The organism is Chryseobacterium gambrini (assembly GCF_027920505.1).
GTDB classification, from domain to species: domain Bacteria; phylum Bacteroidota; class Bacteroidia; order Flavobacteriales; family Weeksellaceae; genus Chryseobacterium; species Chryseobacterium gambrini.
The window spans coordinates 2,327,385-2,343,316 of record NZ_CP115857.1 but is presented as its reverse complement, the minus strand read 5'-3'; the positions used below and the strand labels follow the sequence as shown (position 1 = coordinate 2,343,316).

The window sequence follows — 15,932 nt, the reverse complement described above, 5'->3', positions numbered from 1 at the left end:
ACTGTTTTTTGCAGATTAATCAACCGAAGAAATCTTCCTCAGCCTTTTTTCTATGGCAAGATTGTTTTTCAGCGCAGAAAATCCCTCTTTGATATCCAGATAAGGAAATCCTGTTTCGTGGTTTTTTCTGCTGATTTCTGCCATGATGTTCCAGTGTTTTGCAATTTCTTTCCATGCAAAAAATAAGGAGTGTTTCGGATCGTACATATGCGTTGGTTCGCTTTTAGCACCGTTTATTTCGATGATTTTTAAATTCTTTCCCTCTTTTAGAAGTTCCAAATTTTCAAACATGACATCCAGTCTTCCGAAATAAAAGCCATTCACTTTGGTACAGATTTCATCTATTTTTTGTTCTAACTTTTCTGTAACTTCACTTGAAATATCAATAAATTTTGCGCCTCTCGTATGGCTTCCGAACGGAATGAGAATAATTTCTTCGTTTTCAGGAACTGTTTTCTGCATTTCGCTTCCCATTTTCTGTTCTATGGCTTTGATCTGGAACGCACTTCTGGGATTTTCCATCACCAGTTCTCTCAACGTTTTTCTGCCATTTCCTTTTACGGAAAGAAATTCTTTTTTCACCATTCCTGTGATCTTTCCTTTTTTTTCGTCCGGAAAACGGTGGTAAAAAATCCCGACTTCATGCTGATAATTTATTTTTTCCTGAATTAAAAAATCACAGTCATTATTTTTTTGATAATTTTCCAGTTCGTTTACATTTTCAACCTGAACAACGCCCAAACCTTTCAATCCGATATTGGGTTTTACAATAACGGGGAAATTGATGGTTTGTGATTTTAATTCAGATAAAATTTCGTTAAATGAAATTTCTGAAGACGCAAAAACCGTTTTCGGAATCCAGTTTTCGGGAATCAGATCGTAGATTTCTTTTTTGCTTTCCATTGCCATTCCTCCGTATTTTATAGAAGGATTCGCTCCGTGGAAGAACAAAAGCGTTCTTGCTTTATATGCACAGTACAGCCAAACCGGAAAAAGCGGCAGGTAAATGGAAAAAGTAGACCAGTATTCCCAATGTGCAATTTTATGAAGGCGATGTTTGAGTTTCATTTTTGAGGGAAATTTTTTCGGGTTTAGAATCTGGGTTCAGTCGGTCGTAATGTTTCAGTGTCATTTCATCGGAAATAACGAGCTGTGTCGTACTGATGGTTTGTATCGTATTTTGTCTTTTGATGGTAATTCCGTTTTCCAGATCATCGGTTTTCTGATGGTGGAAATCTAAAATATCTGCTTCGGAAATCGGCTCGATTTGCAGAAATTCTTTGAAAATTTCCTTTCTCTTTTCCTGTGCTTTTGCATCGTACAAAGTTACGGAAGACCAGATGTACGGAAGATGAGCGTCTAATCTCTTAAAATGTTTTTCTGTTCCGTCCCAGCGAAATTCCGCCAATTGTTTTTCCTGAAAAATCACCAGCGTAAAAGGTTCAATGTTTTCCAAATCAATTAATTCTATTGACTTGAAAATATCTTCTTCCGCTATCAGATCCAAAACAATCAGTCCACGGCTTTTCCGGTAATTTGTTTTTACCGGATGATTTTCAAAAGCACCGTTTAATAAAATAAGGGCATTTCCGTTTTCTGAAACCGCAAACCACGTTCCGTTTTTGGTAGCATCTTTCGGATAAAAGATACCTTTTTCACGATGAATTTCCTGTGCAGAACGATTGGGTTTCTCGTCCCGGTTGGAAGTCAGAACAATTTTATTTTTAAGCGGAAAATACGTTACAGTACACATTTAGTTTAAATTTTGAGTTTCTCTGTATTGAATCGTTGAAGGGGCAATTCCGAAATTTTTGTTGAGTAAATGACTCATTTTAATTTCGTTAAAAGCTACTTTTATCAACGCCTGATGATGGATGCAATGCTCAATATTGTATAAAAGTTCCCGAAAGAAATTGGTCGGAATTTCCAAAGAAATAGTTCCCACCGTTTGATGCATTGTCAAATTTTTGTTGGGTAAATTAATGCTGAAAAGTATTTCGGAAATAATTTCTATCGCCTTTTCAGGATTCTGTTCCAGTTCCGGATTTCTCTGTCTTTCGTCATAGTTAATCTGATTCGTATGGTAAGAGTTCCGTAAAATTTCCAGAAACTCAATAATATGTCTTGTGTGACCGCCAATGGTAGAACCGTCCAGAGAAGGAATACTCTGAGTGTACATTTTTGCCGAAACTTTTCTCAGTAAATTCTGTTGTTCGGTAAGGATCTCGTGTAAGATCTCATAAACCGATTGGTCTTTATTCATACTTTCCTTTTTTAAATTTAATTAAAAGAATCACACAGAAAACAAAAACGGTAAGCGCAAGGTAAAACAATTTTCCGCCATCTTTATTGGTATCGATTCCCAGAATGAAAATGTGTGAGGCAATTGCTCCAATCATCGTTACAAGTCCCAGAACGGCTCCCCAAAAAGTCGTTTTCGGATTCAGAATTAAAACTGCCGTAATGAGTTCCAATACTCCTGAAAAAATCCTTCCGAAAGGTTCTGCGTGAAGCTTAGAAAAAATGGCGACAGAATCCGGATGAGCCGTAAATTTGAAGAATAAAGTCTGCAGTAAAATTAGGGCGGGAATTAATCGTAATGCCCAATTGATATAGTTTTTCATATTTGTAATGTTATTTTTTCTCAAGTAAAGCGTAAGAAAACAGATGATTGTATTGTTGACAATGAACAACTGCGTATTTGTACTCATCGAAGTTTACGGAACCCGTAAAAGTATAGGTTTGTCCGCCGTTCACAGATTTCAATTTACCTAAAGAAACAAATTGCGATGGCTGCTGTTCTTTGCTTACATACACGTAAAGATCCGGACCGTTGCTGATGGTGAAGTTTTCATTTAAAACCAATGTGAAGACTCCGTTTTTTTCATAGATTTCCGCTTTTCCGTTAACGTTATTTCCGTAAGGTCCCTGCATAAAATCTCCGGAATATTTTAAGACCGAATTTTCAGGAGCCATTTCCATTAAATCTTCTGTTGCAGTGCTTTCTCTGACGCAGGAAACCAAGAGAAAGGACGCGAAAATAAAGGTGATCATTGTTTTCATAATTTCTGATGTTTTTATTTGATTGTAAATTTTCTGATTAAAGAATTTAAAATTTAACTCTGTATTCAACATTGGCAATGAAGCTTCTCGTCAGTCCATCGGGTCTGGATGTTCTCACGACAAAAGGAACACCCACATTAAGTTGAAGTCCATTTCTCCGGTTGATTTCGTAATCCAGATAGACATTTCCGTTCAGTGTAAGTCCTTTCGAATTGTTAATTTCCAGTTCTACATTGTTTTGGTTGGTAAAACGGTCGTTCTTCAGGTGATAAATAGGCAAAATACTTGGCGTAAGTCTTATTTTTGGATGAATCATTAAAGGATAAGAAACCCTCAGCAAAACATCGCCGCTTCTCTGGAATTTATTGGTGGATAAAAATCCTCTCAGTGCTGAACTTGCGGGATACTGTGATGCCAAAAACTGATTCTCATTCTGCGTTAGAGGCTGTTGTAGAGCGGCAACTAACTGGATTTTTTTGATTTCGTAACCCACTCCCACAATTAAATCCAGCGTTCCTAAGCTGGACTGATAATCCATTGGCAACGGCAGATTGTTTTTGGAGTTTCCCGCGTCTGAAAGAGGAACTTTTGCACCTAAAGTAAACTTCAGGTTTTTATTTGCCTGATAATTTGCATTCAGGAAAATATCCGAAAGTCCGAAGGTGGAAACATCGTTGCCACTTTGTGCCAAAGTAGTCAATTTTGCATCAAAGCCAAATCTGTCATTGATTTGTCTGTTATATTCTACGTAATTTCCAAAAACAGAAATCGAATTATCTGCTTTTCCAAAGAAAATTCCGGTTTTAATCTGATTATGGTAAGTTTTGATGCTGTCATTGTTATTTGGCTGAAAACTGTTAACCGTACAGAATCCGGCGTCACTGCATCCCTGTGCAACTAGATGATTGCTTTGCAAAAGCAGTAAAAATGCAGTTCCCAGGAAAATTTTAAAGGTTTTCATATGTAGATATTTATTTTTTTTTGTGAGGATTAATTGGTCAGTTTTTTCCAGTTTTGGTCTGCACTTTTTTTCAGTTTTGCCTCGTTCTTGTTCCACGAAGTCAGGGTATTGTTGAAAAATTTATTGTAGAACAGGTGTGTTTTTCCGTCAATGATTTTAAAAGTGGTGGGATTGATTTCTACTTTCTCCCCATCATCTCCCATTGCAAAAGCGCACCAACCGCCGTAAACAGGTTCGTATTTTGCGGGATCTTTTTTCAGGAGTTCTTTATTTTTTTCCGAAGAAGTATAATAAATGGCTCCGTTTACATTGACCGCAAATTCTTTTTTCCCTTTTACCGCTTTTTTCTGTTCAATGTAGGAAACGGGATCATAACCCTGAATTGCCAGTTTGTTTTCTAAATTTCTATGTTCTGCTTTTTGGGAAAATGCCAAAAAAGGAAGCAGAAATACGAGAATGAGCGTGATTGTATTTTTCATAATTTTTTAATTAAAGTTGTTTAGATAAAATGTTTTAACCGCAAAAGAATCAAAAGTTTGCATTGGATTTTAGATTTTCAAAAGTTTTCAAAATATGCGTTTTTGTTTTCTTTTATGTTTCTTTTTATTAGTCATTTCTTTTGCCACTTTTGCGGTGAAAATTTTTAATTAAAGCTGTTTTACAATATCCTCCAGCGAAGCTCTTTCTTTGTAATCGGGATTGAAGTGTCTCCAGATGATTTTTTGATTTTCATCTAAAATATAGGTCGCAGAAACGGGCAGTCTTCCGGAATCATCGGAACGACTTTTCTTGAAATCGTCTCCAAGATGTTTTTCGTAGAAATCAGTCGTTTTCTTTTCTGGTGTATAAAGCACATCAAAAAGTTCTGCTATTCTGTAGTTTTCATCATACAAAACGGAATACGCGGTTTTGGTTTTGCTGATGGTTTTTGCGATAAACTCAGGTTTTTCGGGAGAAATGATGACCAGTTTTGTGTTTTTGGATTCTAATTCAGGCGCAAGATTTTGTAGGCTTTCAACATATTTATTACAATACGGACACCATTGTCCACGAATGAAAACCACCACGGTTTTCTTTTTTTCCTGAGACAGAGAAAATGTTTTTTCAAACTGATCTTTTGCTGTAAAGTTGGGAATCGTTTCACCCACCATTTTGCCCTTCACTTCGCTGATTGTCGGTGTTTTTTTGTCTGAATTTCTTTTCTCTATAACCGATTGTCCTATATTTAAAAATTGTGCAGCGTTGTAATATCCATATTCGTACTGCACCAGTTCGCCGTTCTGGTCTAAGAAAAGAAAGGAAGGATAATTAACGATTTTAAATTTTTTGGCAAGTTCTGTTCCTTCTTTTTCGGCATCAATATAAAGACTGATGAAATTTTTATTGAAAAATTCTCCCAGTTCAGGATTCGGGAACGTATTCTTTTTCATTAGTTTACAGGGACCACACCAAGTCGTGTACAGATCGATGAAGATGAGTTTGTTTTCCTGTTGTGCCAGTTTTTTGGCTTCTTCTAAATTTTTAGCCTGAAATTGAATTCCGGTTTTGCTTTGTGCATTGAACGAAATGGCAACCAAGAAAAAGAACGTATAAATTATTTTGGTGAACATAAGATAAAGTATTTATTATGAAGTTCCCAAAAGCAGAAAAAATCACCCGGCGAAAAGGTGATTTTTTTAATTATTTTATTTAAAGTACTGATAATCAGTTTTAAAAATTATCATCTTTTTTTATTTTTCGGATTTGTTCCACACATTTATGCTTTTGATTTTGCGCATTGTGCTTGGTGGAATACTTGTATTTTTCCTGTATTTCTTCCATATTTTTATTCTTCATAAAAATATCGTGGATGAGGTTTTGGCAGTGCGAAGAAATTTTATTGATGTAATCATTAAGTTTATCATAATAATTCCTTTCGTTTTCTATTGCCTGGTTGATCTCTTCTTTGTTTTCAAAATAATAGCTTTCGTGCATTTCCACAAAAAAGTTTCGGTTGCGCAATTTTTTCAGCCAAAGGTTTTTGGAAATTCCGGTAACGTAGTTCGCAAGACAAGTGTAGGCTTTGAAATCGTCATCATATAATTTTTCGTACAGAATAATTAAAGCGTCCTGAAAAACATCTTCTGCATCTTCAGAATTTCCTTTGTTGGAAAGAACAAATTTTTTGGTGTAGCCGAAATATTTCCTGTACAGAATACCAAAGGCAACATTGTTGTCCTTCTGGAAATCTTCTATTGCTAAAGTGTTTGTTGTTCTTTTGTTCATGTAATCTTCAGAACTTTCTCTGTGTTTTTCGTTGCCATACATCTTCGGTCCTGCCTGAAAGGAATAATTCCCAAAACCGAATCTTCACCGTCGGTAAGGAGCCAGATTTCCTGCCTTGCTAAAATAGATATTTTTTCGTCCCTAAAAAACTTAGAAACTTTCTTTTTCCCCGAAAATCCTGCCGGAAAAAATTCGTCACCGTCTTTCTGCCTTCTTAAACGCAGTGGGAAACAAAGTTTTTCTGCATCAAATGCCCAGTTCAAACGGTTATTGATTTGCTCAATTTCAATGATATTTTCGAGATTAATGGTAATCTGGTTTTCAGAAAAGTCAAAATTTTCCATCAGAAGAATTTCATCATCACTGCGCTTTTCAAACTTCCATTTTCCATCTTCCGTCTTTTTGCTTAAAATCAGTTCATCATAATTGACGATCAGCAGATAATCTTTTGAGAAAAAAGAACTTCCGTTTTGACCTTTAAAAATTTTCGGAATTTCTTCTTCCTGATTAAAACCATACTTTTTAAGGATCTCAAATTTCACAAAATCACTTTCTTCATTCAGCTTACTTTTGGATAAAACTGTATATTCTCTGTTGAAAACCGAAATCCTGTTTTCTATTTCCTGAATCTGCTGCTGGACAAAATCTTTGGTCTGGTTTAAATAAGAAGAGCTTTTTTTGAAATTTTCCAGAAAATAATCGTTGGTTTCCAGAAGTTTCGGAACAATTTCGTTTCTAATTTTATTTCTTAAATAATCACTTTTCTTATTAGACAGATCTTCACGGTATTCAATATTATTTTCTTCTGCGAATTTGTAGATTTCTTCTTTTGTAAAATTTAAAAGAGGTCTTAAAATGTGATTGTCGTTTGCCGGAATTCCGCTCAATCCGTTAATTCCGGCTGCTTTTGAAAGATTGATGATGAAAGTTTCCAGTTGATCGTTCAGATGATGCGCGGTGACTAAAAATTCCAGATTTTCTTCTCTTTGAATATTTCTGAAAAATTCATACCGCAGTTTTCTTGCCCAAAGCTGGATAGAATGTTCCGGCTTCTGGTGTTTTTCTGAAACTTTGTATAAATGAAATTTAATATGGTTTTTCTCACAAAAATCCGCCACCGTTTTCTGATCCAGATCCGAATCTTCTCCACGAAGTTTATAATTGATGTGGGCAATCTGAAAATGAATGCCTAAGTCCTTAAAACAGTGTGCTAAAACCATAGAATCTGCACCTCCGCTCACCGCAAGAAGATAGCTTCGGTTTTCGGGGGAATCAACAATGTTTTTAAGCTGATTTTGGAAGTTGTCTACGTTCAGCATGGATGTCCGGAATTTCTTTTATGCAAAGATAATTCATATAATTAAAATGAATTTCGTTACCTTTGGTTCGTCTAAAAATGATTATTTATGAAAATTTTTAAAATTTTAGCAGTATCTGCAATGGTGTTGGGAATGACATCTTGTATCAGCAAAAAGCAGTATGATGCATTGAGCTCAAATTACAAGCAATGTATTGAAAACGTAGGTGAAAGACAGAGAGAAATTCAGGAACTGAAGTCTCAGAATTCAGCTTTAACAAGTGAAAATAATTTATTGAAAAGTCAGCATGATGCTTTGAAATCTTCATTGGATGCGTGTCTTTCGAATTCAGGGAAAAGCTCTGCCAATATCGACAAGCTGGTTGGAGAAATCAATTCTTCAAACTCTTATATCAAACAGCTTATATCAAGCAATGCGAAAAACGACAGCTTGAATTTAGCATTATCAAACAAACTGAAAAGATCGTTGGATAACGTAGCAGACAGCGATGTTCAGGTAAAAGTGCTGAAAGGAGTGGTAATGATCTCTCTTTCAGATAAAATGTTGTACAAAACAGGAGATTACAACGTATTACCTGCCGCTCAGGAAGTGTTAGGAAAAGTAGCTAAAGTAATTAACGATTACGATAAATATTCTGTCCTTATCGAAGGAAATACAGATAACGCTCCTTTAAGCTCTCCGAATTTACCAAAAGACAACTGGGATCTTTCTGCTTTAAGAGGAACAGCGGTTGCTAAAGTTCTTCAGACTCAGTTTGGAGTAGATCCTGCAAGAATTACAGCAGGAGGACGTTCAGAATATAATCCTAAAGCAACCAATATGAGTGTTTCAGGAAGAGCGGAAAACAGGAGGACAGAGATCATCATCATGCCTAAACTGGATGAGTTTATGAAACTGATGGATATCGCGCCAAAGAAATAATTTACAATCAACATTCAGTCAATACAAAACAAATCCCGAAGCAATTCGGGATTTGTTGTTTGTGATTAATCAAATTAGTTCTTCTTTTTTCAGCAAAGAAATAATTTTTTGAAAAAATGAATTGGATAGTTCCGGTTTAGTTTTTTTAGAAAAAGAATCCACAGTGCTTTTACGCACTGTAGTCTTCTGATTTCTCTGGTTAATTTGTTTTTTTCCCGCAAGCATTATGTCGTGTGTTTTTACCCTTCAATGCAAAGTTAGGCTTATTCGCAGACGAGACCATCCGTATTTTTACGGTAATTAAACTGGGGGATTTTCCCATCTTTCCGGAATCTTTAGGATTGTTCCCGCTTTTTTGTTATATTTAAGTAAATTTGACCGAAATAAAATTTGCAGCATGAGCTTTTTTGAAGAAAAACTTCCGGAAATGGACAGGTATCTTGAAACACACGCTTCATTGGAGCCTGAAATTCTGAGAAAACTGAGAAGAGAAACGTATCAGAAGACCACACAGCCACACATGATCTCCGGTTATCAGCAGGGAAGATTGTTAACCATCATTTCGCAGATGATGCAGCCGAAAAATATTCTGGAAATAGGGACTTTTACAGGCTATGCAACACTTTGTCTGGCAACAGGAATGGCAAAAGACGGAAAAATTACCACTTTGGATGTGAATGAAGATTTGGCGTACCTTCCTAAAAAGTATTTCGCGGAAAGCGAATACGCTTCTCAGATTCATTTCAGGCTTCAGGATGCGAAGGAATTTCTAAGAGAAACCGATGAGGTTTTTGATCTGGTTTTCATTGATGCCGACAAAGAAAATTATGCAGAATATTTCAGATTAATAAAGCCAAGAACAAAATCCGGTTCGGTAGTAATGTTTGATAATGTTCTCTGGTACGGAAAAGTTCTGGAAGAAAATCCGAAACAGAAATCTACGCAGGTCATTAAGGAACTGAATGATTTGATCGCAAAAGATGATGATTTTGAAAATCTTATTTTACCTTTGCGTGACGGGCTGAATTTTTTACGCAGAAAGTAATTTGAGGTTGAGTTTAAGGTTAAGATTTACAGCGTATTTTCTCAACCTGAACCGAAGTCTTAACCTTTTAATTAGAAAAATAAATGGATAAAGGAATTTGTGTTGTTACAGTAGCTCCTGTTCGTGCAGAAGGTTCGGACAGAGCAGAAATTGTTACGGAAATATTGTTTGGGGAAAGTGCAGATATTCTGGAAGTGAATAAGAACTGGACCAGAATAAAAATGCATTATGACGGCTATGAAGGATGGATGGATACGAAACAGCTTAAACCTGTAACAGACGAATATCTGGCTAAACGGAAAGTAACCGTTGTAACCGAAGACTTTTCTTCTGTCTTGATGAATGACGGAAAAACACTTCTTTCCATGGGTTCGGAAGTTGAATTTCCTGCGGTTGCGTCGAGAAGAAGTCACGACGTGCGAGAAAGTATTGCTTTAACGGCAAAAGAATTCCTGAATGTGCCGTATTTATGGGGCGGTAAAAGCTTTTTTGCGGTAGACTGCTCAGGTTTTACACAGTTGGTTTACAAAATTCACGACATAAAATTACCGAGAGACGCTTCACAGCAGGTTGAGGTGGGAGAATCATTAAGCTTTGTTGAAGAAAGTCAGCCGGGAGATCTGGCGTTTTTTGAAAATCCGGAAGGAAAAATCATCCACGTCGGAATCATGCTGGATAACCAGAGAATTATTCACGCTTCCGGAAAAGTGCGAATCGACACGCTGGATTCTACAGGAATTTTTAACAAAGAAATGAATAAACATACCCATAAGCTAAGAGTAATTAAAAGTTTGCTTTAACTTAAAATCTGTCTGAAATGGAAAATATTCTCTTTACTGTTTTTGATATTTTTAATTTTGGATTACTGGTTTTTCTGTGGTGGTTTACGGTGAAACATTATAAATCGCTGCCTCATATCATTCCCATTCATTTTGATTTAGACGGGAAGGCAGATAATTTCGGGAGTAAGAAATTTGCTTTTCTGTTACCTGTTTTTGCTTTGGTTTTTTACATTTTGTTCGCCTATACGGTTCGCGATCCGGGATCTTCAAATTTTCCGGTGAAAATTACTCCGGAAAATGAATATGCCCAGTTTCTCATCATGAAAATTTTCATCCGGTGGCTGTATGTTTTAATCATGATGATTTTTCTGAACAGTCAGGACTATATGTTCAGATATTCTTTTGATGAGAACGCAAAGCCGAAAATTAAAATAACAACAGCAATTCTTTCTGTTCTGGGAAGTGTGATAACGGTTCTAATGATTAGCTCTCAATTTAAATGATACAGTCTAAAAGTAATTCCGAACATTATATTTGGGGAGACAACTGCGATAGCTGGATTCTGAAAAATGATGCCCAATTATCCGTCAAGCAGGAAGTTATGCCTTCCGGAACTTCAGAAAAACTGCATTTTCATCATCTCGCAGAACAGTTTTTTTATATTTTAAAAGGGAAAGCTGTCTTTTTTATTGATGGCGAAAGGTGGTCTGTAAAAAACGGCGAAAGCATTATCATTCTCCCAAAATCTAAACATTATATTGCTAATGAATCTGACGAAGATCTGGAATTTTTTAGTCATTTCCAGTCCTTCGACTGATGATGATAGAATTGTGCTTTAAATGGAAATTAAAAGATATTATGACTGCGAATATTTTAAATAGTTGGAATTTAAAAGCTGAAAGTTATATGGAAGCTAAACTCAGGTGTTCTGGTTTTGGCTGTGAAATTTTTGAGTTTTTTAAATCCGAATTATCTTTAAATCTGAATAACTTCCAATTTTACCAGCCGATAAATCAACCTGAAGACTTAATAGCATATTATAAATTAGACAACATAGAGTTTGCTGTTCAGTTAGATCCTCTATGTGAAGTTATATGTATTTGGAATAATAGCATTTCTGTAGAAGTTAATTTTTTTGTTAAAGACTATTATGCTAAAGTAATAGAAATAATAAAGACCAAGATTTTATAAATTTAAAAGAATTGAAAACTCTATACAACATATTTATCCATCTGCTCATCTTCGGGATGAAGGTTTTTGCGTTATTCAATGATAAAACTAAAAAAGGCGTTGAAGGCAGAAAAGAATCTCTGGAAAAGGTGAAATCCGGCTTTAAAAAATCTGATAAAGTGATCTGGATGCACGCTTCAAGTCTTGGAGAATATGAACAGGGACTGCCTGTTTTGGAACAGTTGAAAGAAAGATTTACGGATCATAAAATTTTAGTCACCTTCTTTTCTCCATCCGGTTATGAAAACGTGGTGAAAAAGAAAAATATTGCCGATGTGATCTGTTATCTTCCTTTTGATAAAAAATCTGCTGTAAAAGAATTTACAGACCAGTTTGATGTTCAACTATTTTTTACGGTGAAGTATGATTACTGGTATCATCTTCTTGATGAGCTTAAAAATAAAGGCGCAAAAACGTATGTGATTTCAGCTTTGTTCTATGATCGTCAGTCGTTTTTTACATCGTATGGAAAATGGTTTGTACAGCAGCTTCAGAAAAATATCGACTGGTTTTTTCATCAGACCCAAATGTCCTTTGCTCTGGCTAAAAGCATTGGATTAACGAAATCTTCGGTAACGGGAGATACGAGATTTGACCGTGTAAAACAGTTGAGATATCGAGACAACTGCGTAGATTGGATTAAAGATTTTATTGGCGAAGATAAAACGGTGGTTTTCGGAAGTTCTTGGCAGGCGGAAGAAAAAATTGCGCTGGAAGTTTCGCAGGGAAGTCCGTACGCAAAACTGATTATTGCTCCGCATGAGCTGAAGAGGGTTTCTCATTTGAAACAGCTTTTTCCGGAAGCAATTTTATACAGTGAAATTAAAAATTCTGTTGATGATTTTAACTCAAATATTTTAATTATCGACAGCATCGGTTTGCTTTCAAAATTGTATTCTTACGCCGATGTTGCGGTGGTAGGAGGAGGTTTTCATGATGCGGGGCTTCACAATATTCTGGAAGCGGCAACCTTTGGTGTTCCGGTAATTTTCGGAAATCAGTACAGAAAAAATCCTGAAGCAGACGGTCTTATTTCGGCGGATGGAGGAAGATCTTTTGAAAATGCAGGTCTTGCTGCAGATTTTGTTCTGTTTTTAATTAATAATGAAGATTCCCTTCAGGCAATGTCTGAAAATGCTGAAAAATTTGTCTCTGAAAAACCCAATTCTACGGAACTGATCTTACAGAAAATCTTATCGTAAAAATCCCTGATTTTTAATGTCTTTGATGATTTGATCAAAATTTTCCGGAATCTTATCGCAGGTCAGCCAGTTAAAATCGATCCCGTTGTTAATGAAAAGTTTGGATAAATATGTATTCTCAAGGATTTTATCTTTTAAATTATCCAGATGCTCATCAATTTCCATCCAGTAATCGACATCCAGTTTTTTGGTTAAAAGCAAAGCTTTCACCACTTTATTAATGATGTAGAGATACAGTTTATAAACATTATCGAATCTTTGTCGGCTCAGATCTTCGTTATATTCTAAAATCTTATTAATCAACAATAAATTAAGAGAAACTTCTCCGAATTTATCGGTCGTTACTTTTACGTGTTCGGTAATTTCACTGCTTATTTTGCGGATAATTCCAAGGAAATATTTCTGATTGCTGATGTATTTTGATGCCAGTAAAACTTTTTCGGAAACAATTTCCTCCATCGCATCTCTTTTATTGTCTGTGGTTTCAGGATCAATAAGTTCGAAGTATAGTTTTTTAGATAAAAGTTTATCTTTTTTTAATAATCTGAAAATCAGGCGGTCTTTTTCTACAGAAGAAAAATTGCTCAGAGCAGTTTTGAACTCTTTTGAATATTCCATTCAATAAAATTAATTAAAAATTTTCGAATATTTCAAAAATCCGTTGAATGCCCAGTTTGCGGTATAGTATAAAGATTTAACCGTAGAAAATCCCATGAAATCTTTATACACCAGATATTGATCTCTGATGATGTTTTTTTTCTTTCTGGAAACACTGTTTTCGCGCATCCTGTATTTAGCAAGTGTTTTATTCAGCGGATAGCCTTTCGGGATTTTTTTCAGAAGATTCAGCCACATCACATGATCTTCGCGCTTGCTTTTCACGGGGAAGAAGAATTTTCCCACTCTTTTGGTATCGTACATCGTAGAAACCGGAGCCAGTCTGCAGGTTTTAAGCAGGTTGGAAAAGGTGACGATTGTATCGGCTTCAAAATCTTTTAGAACCGGCTCCATCGTATGTTCATCACATCTGGAATAATTACAGTACACCAATTCTGCATTGTTTTTATCCATAAACCGGATCATCTCTTCAAGATATTCCGGATACCAGAAATCGTCGGAATCCAGAAAGGCAATATAACGACCTTCCGCTCTTTCGAGACTTTTATTTCGGGCATTTCCTGCGCCGCCGTTTTTTTCAAGAACGTGTAATTTTATTCTGGGATCATTGTACTTTCGGATCAGATCAACCGTGTCGTCTTTAGAACGATCATCCGAGATCAGCCATTCCCAGTTTTCATACGTCTGGCTGAGTACAGACTGTATGGTTTCCTCTATAAATTCCGCCGAATTGTAGGAGGGGGTGATTATCGAAACTAATTCTTTCATCTTGTGTTTTATAAAAATTTTTTCTCATAAAAATGCCATGAGCTTACCCCAACGGCAATAACCACCATCATGCATGCAAAAGCCATCACGTAAGGATTGTAATCTTTAAATAATCCCAGTGTGGTAAAAGTTCTGATGATCGGGAAGTGGAAGATATAAATTCCGTAGGTAAAATCTCCATATTTTCCGAAATTATTTAAAAACTTAAAGGAATATGCAATGTACAGGACGATAATCCCGATCATCATCGGAGAAAAAAGCTGAATCTTTGTAAATAAATCGATCCACACTGTGGCTATGGCAATGATAAAAAGGGTGTTTTTATATTTAATGAACTGATCAAAATTAAAATAAATCAGCATTCCCGGTATGAAATAAGACAGCGTTCCCGGAAGCTGTTTCGCCATTGAAATTTTTCCCTGATGTTCAAAATAATTAAGATAAACAAGCGACAGAAAATACAGGATCATTAAACTGATGTTCCTATACTTGTTGTTTTTTCCGAACAGTAGAAACATCAGCGGAACAGCAAAATAATAGCACATTTCTATCTTTAGTGTCCAAAGCGCTCCGTTGACTGCCTGATTTCCGAAAACTCCGGGAAGCCACGGTGCTTTGAAATTTAAAAAAATGGAATTCCAGAAAAGATATTTGTAGACCTGCGTATTACTAAAATATTCCCTGAATGAATAAGTGCTTACAAGACTGAGTAAAATGGCACAGAGAAAAACAACCAATAAATAAGCGGGAACAATTCTCCTGATTCTTTTGCTAATATAGCTTTTAAGGCTGGAAGAACGCTCATAGCTTCTGGCGATGAGAAATCCGCTCACCACAAAAAATCCGAAAACGGCAATTTCGATAGGGCTGTGTTCCAGAAATTTCAGCTCCGGAGAAACGCTTAAAGCTCCAAGATGCCCTAAAAAAACGATGAAAGCGAGGAGAACACGGATAAAATCAAAATTATTTTTCGTAAGGTCTTGCATTTGCATTTGTTTGTTACAAAAATAGTTTTTTTCGCAGAAAGATCATATTTCCGGTAATGAATGTTTGCTGAATAAAGGAAAAACAACGCTTTTGAAATGCCGATACACAGAAAATAATAAATTTTAACAATATTTTTTTAAAAAAATTGTATAATAATATAAATAAATCATAATTTTAGCGCTTGAAAAAATTGATATATGAAGAAATTAGCATTATTATTTGCAGGTTTATCATTATTTGTAGCAACAGGATGTAATAACGACGACGAAGTGGTACAGGAAGCTCCGTTAGTGGGAGTTTGGCAGCCCGTGAAAAAAGTAGTAACCGTAGTTGCAATAGGAGAAGTTCCTGTTTCGGACGGTATTTCTTTTGATACCACTTGTCAGCAGACTTCAAGATGGACGTTCGCTTCCGGAAATGCAGGAACAAGAAAAGATATGGGAGACAGCGCAACGCCGGGAACCTGTACACCTACTTTCGACAGAACATTTACTTATACTTATGATAAAGACAGCAAAGCTATTCAGATAAAATATCAGGGAATTGTACAGCCGGATCAGGGAAGAATCATCAGCATCAGCGATACTGCTTTAAACATCATGTTTGAAGACAAATCAGATCCTACCGAATTCCATTCTGAAACCTATACATTTAAGAGAATACCTCAGTAATAGTCTGAATTATCAATATAAAATACAAATCTCATCTGCGGATGAGATTTTTTTATGCATTATTTCGTCAAATTTAAATTTCCATTTCTTTTAAAATCAT

General features: G+C 35.8%; 21 protein-coding genes. 8 read left to right on the top strand and 13 right to left on the bottom strand.

The genetic code is table 11. From position 1 onward, the window contains the following. Nucleotides 1-15: 15 nt before the first annotated feature. From PFY09_RS10565 to tilS, 10 genes are all read right to left on the bottom strand, one after another. Entirely contained in the window at nt 16-1,068 is a 1,053-nt protein-coding gene (locus tag PFY09_RS10565) for an ATP-grasp domain-containing protein (RefSeq protein ID WP_271159674.1), read from the bottom strand. Further along, a complete protein-coding gene (locus tag PFY09_RS10560; protein ID WP_271159673.1) occupies nt 1,043-1,753 on the bottom strand; it encodes an NRDE family protein in 711 nt (236 codons plus the stop codon). The genes PFY09_RS10565 and PFY09_RS10560 overlap by 26 nt, the downstream gene beginning before the upstream one ends. Next, the gene (locus tag PFY09_RS10555; RefSeq protein ID WP_235131738.1) at nt 1,754-2,263 is read right to left on the bottom strand and encodes a DinB family protein; all 510 of its coding nucleotides are present in this window, start codon (nt 2,261-2,263) and stop codon (nt 1,754-1,756) included. It abuts the gene before it with no gap. Beyond that, on the bottom strand, nt 2,256-2,624 hold the full coding sequence (locus PFY09_RS10550; protein WP_271159672.1) for a DoxX family protein: 369 nt from the start codon (nt 2,622-2,624) through the stop codon (nt 2,256-2,258). Before PFY09_RS10550 ends, PFY09_RS10555 begins: the two co-directional genes overlap by 8 nt. Nucleotides 2,625-2,634: 10 nt before the next feature. After that, nucleotides 2,635-3,063, bottom strand: a complete 429-nt coding sequence (locus PFY09_RS10545; protein ID WP_076390597.1) for a DM13 domain-containing protein — start codon at nt 3,061-3,063, stop codon at nt 2,635-2,637. A 46-nt stretch (nt 3,064-3,109) separates the two neighbouring features. Then, a complete protein-coding gene (locus tag PFY09_RS10540; protein ID WP_271159671.1) occupies nt 3,110-4,024 on the bottom strand; it encodes a hypothetical protein in 915 nt (304 codons plus the stop codon). Between the two features lie 29 nt (nt 4,025-4,053). Continuing rightward, nucleotides 4,054-4,503, bottom strand: coding sequence for a YHS domain-containing (seleno)protein (locus PFY09_RS10535; protein WP_271159670.1), 450 nt, complete (start codon nt 4,501-4,503; stop codon nt 4,054-4,056). A gap of 168 nt (nt 4,504-4,671) precedes the next feature. Next, nucleotides 4,672-5,634 carry a redoxin domain-containing protein gene (locus tag PFY09_RS10530; RefSeq protein ID WP_271159669.1) on the bottom strand — a complete coding sequence of 321 codons (963 nt, stop codon included), beginning with the start codon at nt 5,632-5,634 and terminating at the stop codon, nt 4,672-4,674. A 100-nt stretch (nt 5,635-5,734) separates the two neighbouring features. Beyond that, nucleotides 5,735-6,289 carry an RNA polymerase sigma factor gene (locus tag PFY09_RS10525; RefSeq protein WP_050377505.1) on the bottom strand — a complete coding sequence of 185 codons (555 nt, stop codon included), beginning with the start codon at nt 6,287-6,289 and terminating at the stop codon, nt 5,735-5,737. Further along, nucleotides 6,286-7,608, bottom strand: coding sequence for a tRNA lysidine(34) synthetase TilS (gene tilS / locus PFY09_RS10520; protein WP_271159668.1), 1,323 nt, complete (start codon nt 7,606-7,608; stop codon nt 6,286-6,288). Before tilS ends, PFY09_RS10525 begins: the two co-directional genes overlap by 4 nt. 87 nt (nt 7,609-7,695) lie before the next feature. Here tilS and PFY09_RS10515 point away from each other — a divergent pair, with 87 nt between their 5' ends. From PFY09_RS10515 to PFY09_RS10485, 7 genes are all read left to right on the top strand, one after another. Then, nucleotides 7,696-8,529: an OmpA family protein gene (locus PFY09_RS10515; protein WP_076390601.1), complete on the top strand. Its 834-nt coding sequence runs from the start codon at nt 7,696-7,698 to the stop codon at nt 8,527-8,529. A 397-nt stretch (nt 8,530-8,926) separates the two neighbouring features. Next, nucleotides 8,927-9,574 carry an O-methyltransferase gene (locus PFY09_RS10510; RefSeq protein WP_271159667.1) on the top strand — a complete coding sequence of 216 codons (648 nt, stop codon included), beginning with the start codon at nt 8,927-8,929 and terminating at the stop codon, nt 9,572-9,574. A gap of 83 nt (nt 9,575-9,657) precedes the next feature. Next, entirely contained in the window at nt 9,658-10,374 is a 717-nt protein-coding gene (locus PFY09_RS10505; protein WP_076390603.1) for a C40 family peptidase, read from the top strand. Between the two features lie 17 nt (nt 10,375-10,391). After that, nucleotides 10,392-10,859 (top strand): DUF1648 domain-containing protein, encoded by a 468-nt coding sequence (locus PFY09_RS10500; RefSeq protein WP_271159666.1) that lies wholly within the window; start codon nt 10,392-10,394, stop codon nt 10,857-10,859. Continuing rightward, nucleotides 10,856-11,173 carry a cupin domain-containing protein gene (locus PFY09_RS10495; RefSeq protein WP_271159665.1) on the top strand — a complete coding sequence of 106 codons (318 nt, stop codon included), beginning with the start codon at nt 10,856-10,858 and terminating at the stop codon, nt 11,171-11,173. Before PFY09_RS10500 ends, PFY09_RS10495 begins: the two co-directional genes overlap by 4 nt. Further along, nucleotides 11,173-11,547 (top strand): hypothetical protein, encoded by a 375-nt coding sequence (locus PFY09_RS10490; RefSeq protein ID WP_271159664.1) that lies wholly within the window; start codon nt 11,173-11,175, stop codon nt 11,545-11,547. Before PFY09_RS10495 ends, PFY09_RS10490 begins: the two co-directional genes overlap by 1 nt. Before the next feature lie 11 nt (nt 11,548-11,558). Further along, nucleotides 11,559-12,788, top strand: coding sequence for a 3-deoxy-D-manno-octulosonic acid transferase (locus PFY09_RS10485; RefSeq protein WP_271159663.1), 1,230 nt, complete (start codon nt 11,559-11,561; stop codon nt 12,786-12,788). Here PFY09_RS10485 and PFY09_RS10480 read toward each other — a convergent pair. The 3 genes from PFY09_RS10480 to PFY09_RS10470 are packed head-to-tail and all read right to left on the bottom strand — an operon-like array spanning nt 12,780 to nt 15,160. Next, on the bottom strand, nt 12,780-13,406 hold the full coding sequence (locus PFY09_RS10480) for a deoxyuridine 5'-triphosphate nucleotidohydrolase (RefSeq protein ID WP_108409486.1): 627 nt from the start codon (nt 13,404-13,406) through the stop codon (nt 12,780-12,782). The genes PFY09_RS10485 and PFY09_RS10480 overlap by 9 nt on opposite strands. A gap of 9 nt (nt 13,407-13,415) precedes the next feature. Continuing rightward, nucleotides 13,416-14,174, bottom strand: a complete 759-nt coding sequence (locus PFY09_RS10475) for a glycosyltransferase family 2 protein (RefSeq protein WP_271159662.1) — start codon at nt 14,172-14,174, stop codon at nt 13,416-13,418. Nucleotides 14,175-14,182: 8 nt separating this feature from the next. Further along, nucleotides 14,183-15,160, bottom strand: a complete 978-nt coding sequence (locus tag PFY09_RS10470) for an acyltransferase family protein (protein ID WP_271159661.1) — start codon at nt 15,158-15,160, stop codon at nt 14,183-14,185. Between the two features lie 198 nt (nt 15,161-15,358). On the opposite strand from PFY09_RS10470, the gene PFY09_RS10465 reads away from it, so the two are divergent. Next, nucleotides 15,359-15,832: a lipocalin-like domain-containing protein gene (locus tag PFY09_RS10465; RefSeq protein WP_076390610.1), complete on the top strand. Its 474-nt coding sequence runs from the start codon at nt 15,359-15,361 to the stop codon at nt 15,830-15,832. Nucleotides 15,833-15,932 lie beyond the last annotated feature (100 nt).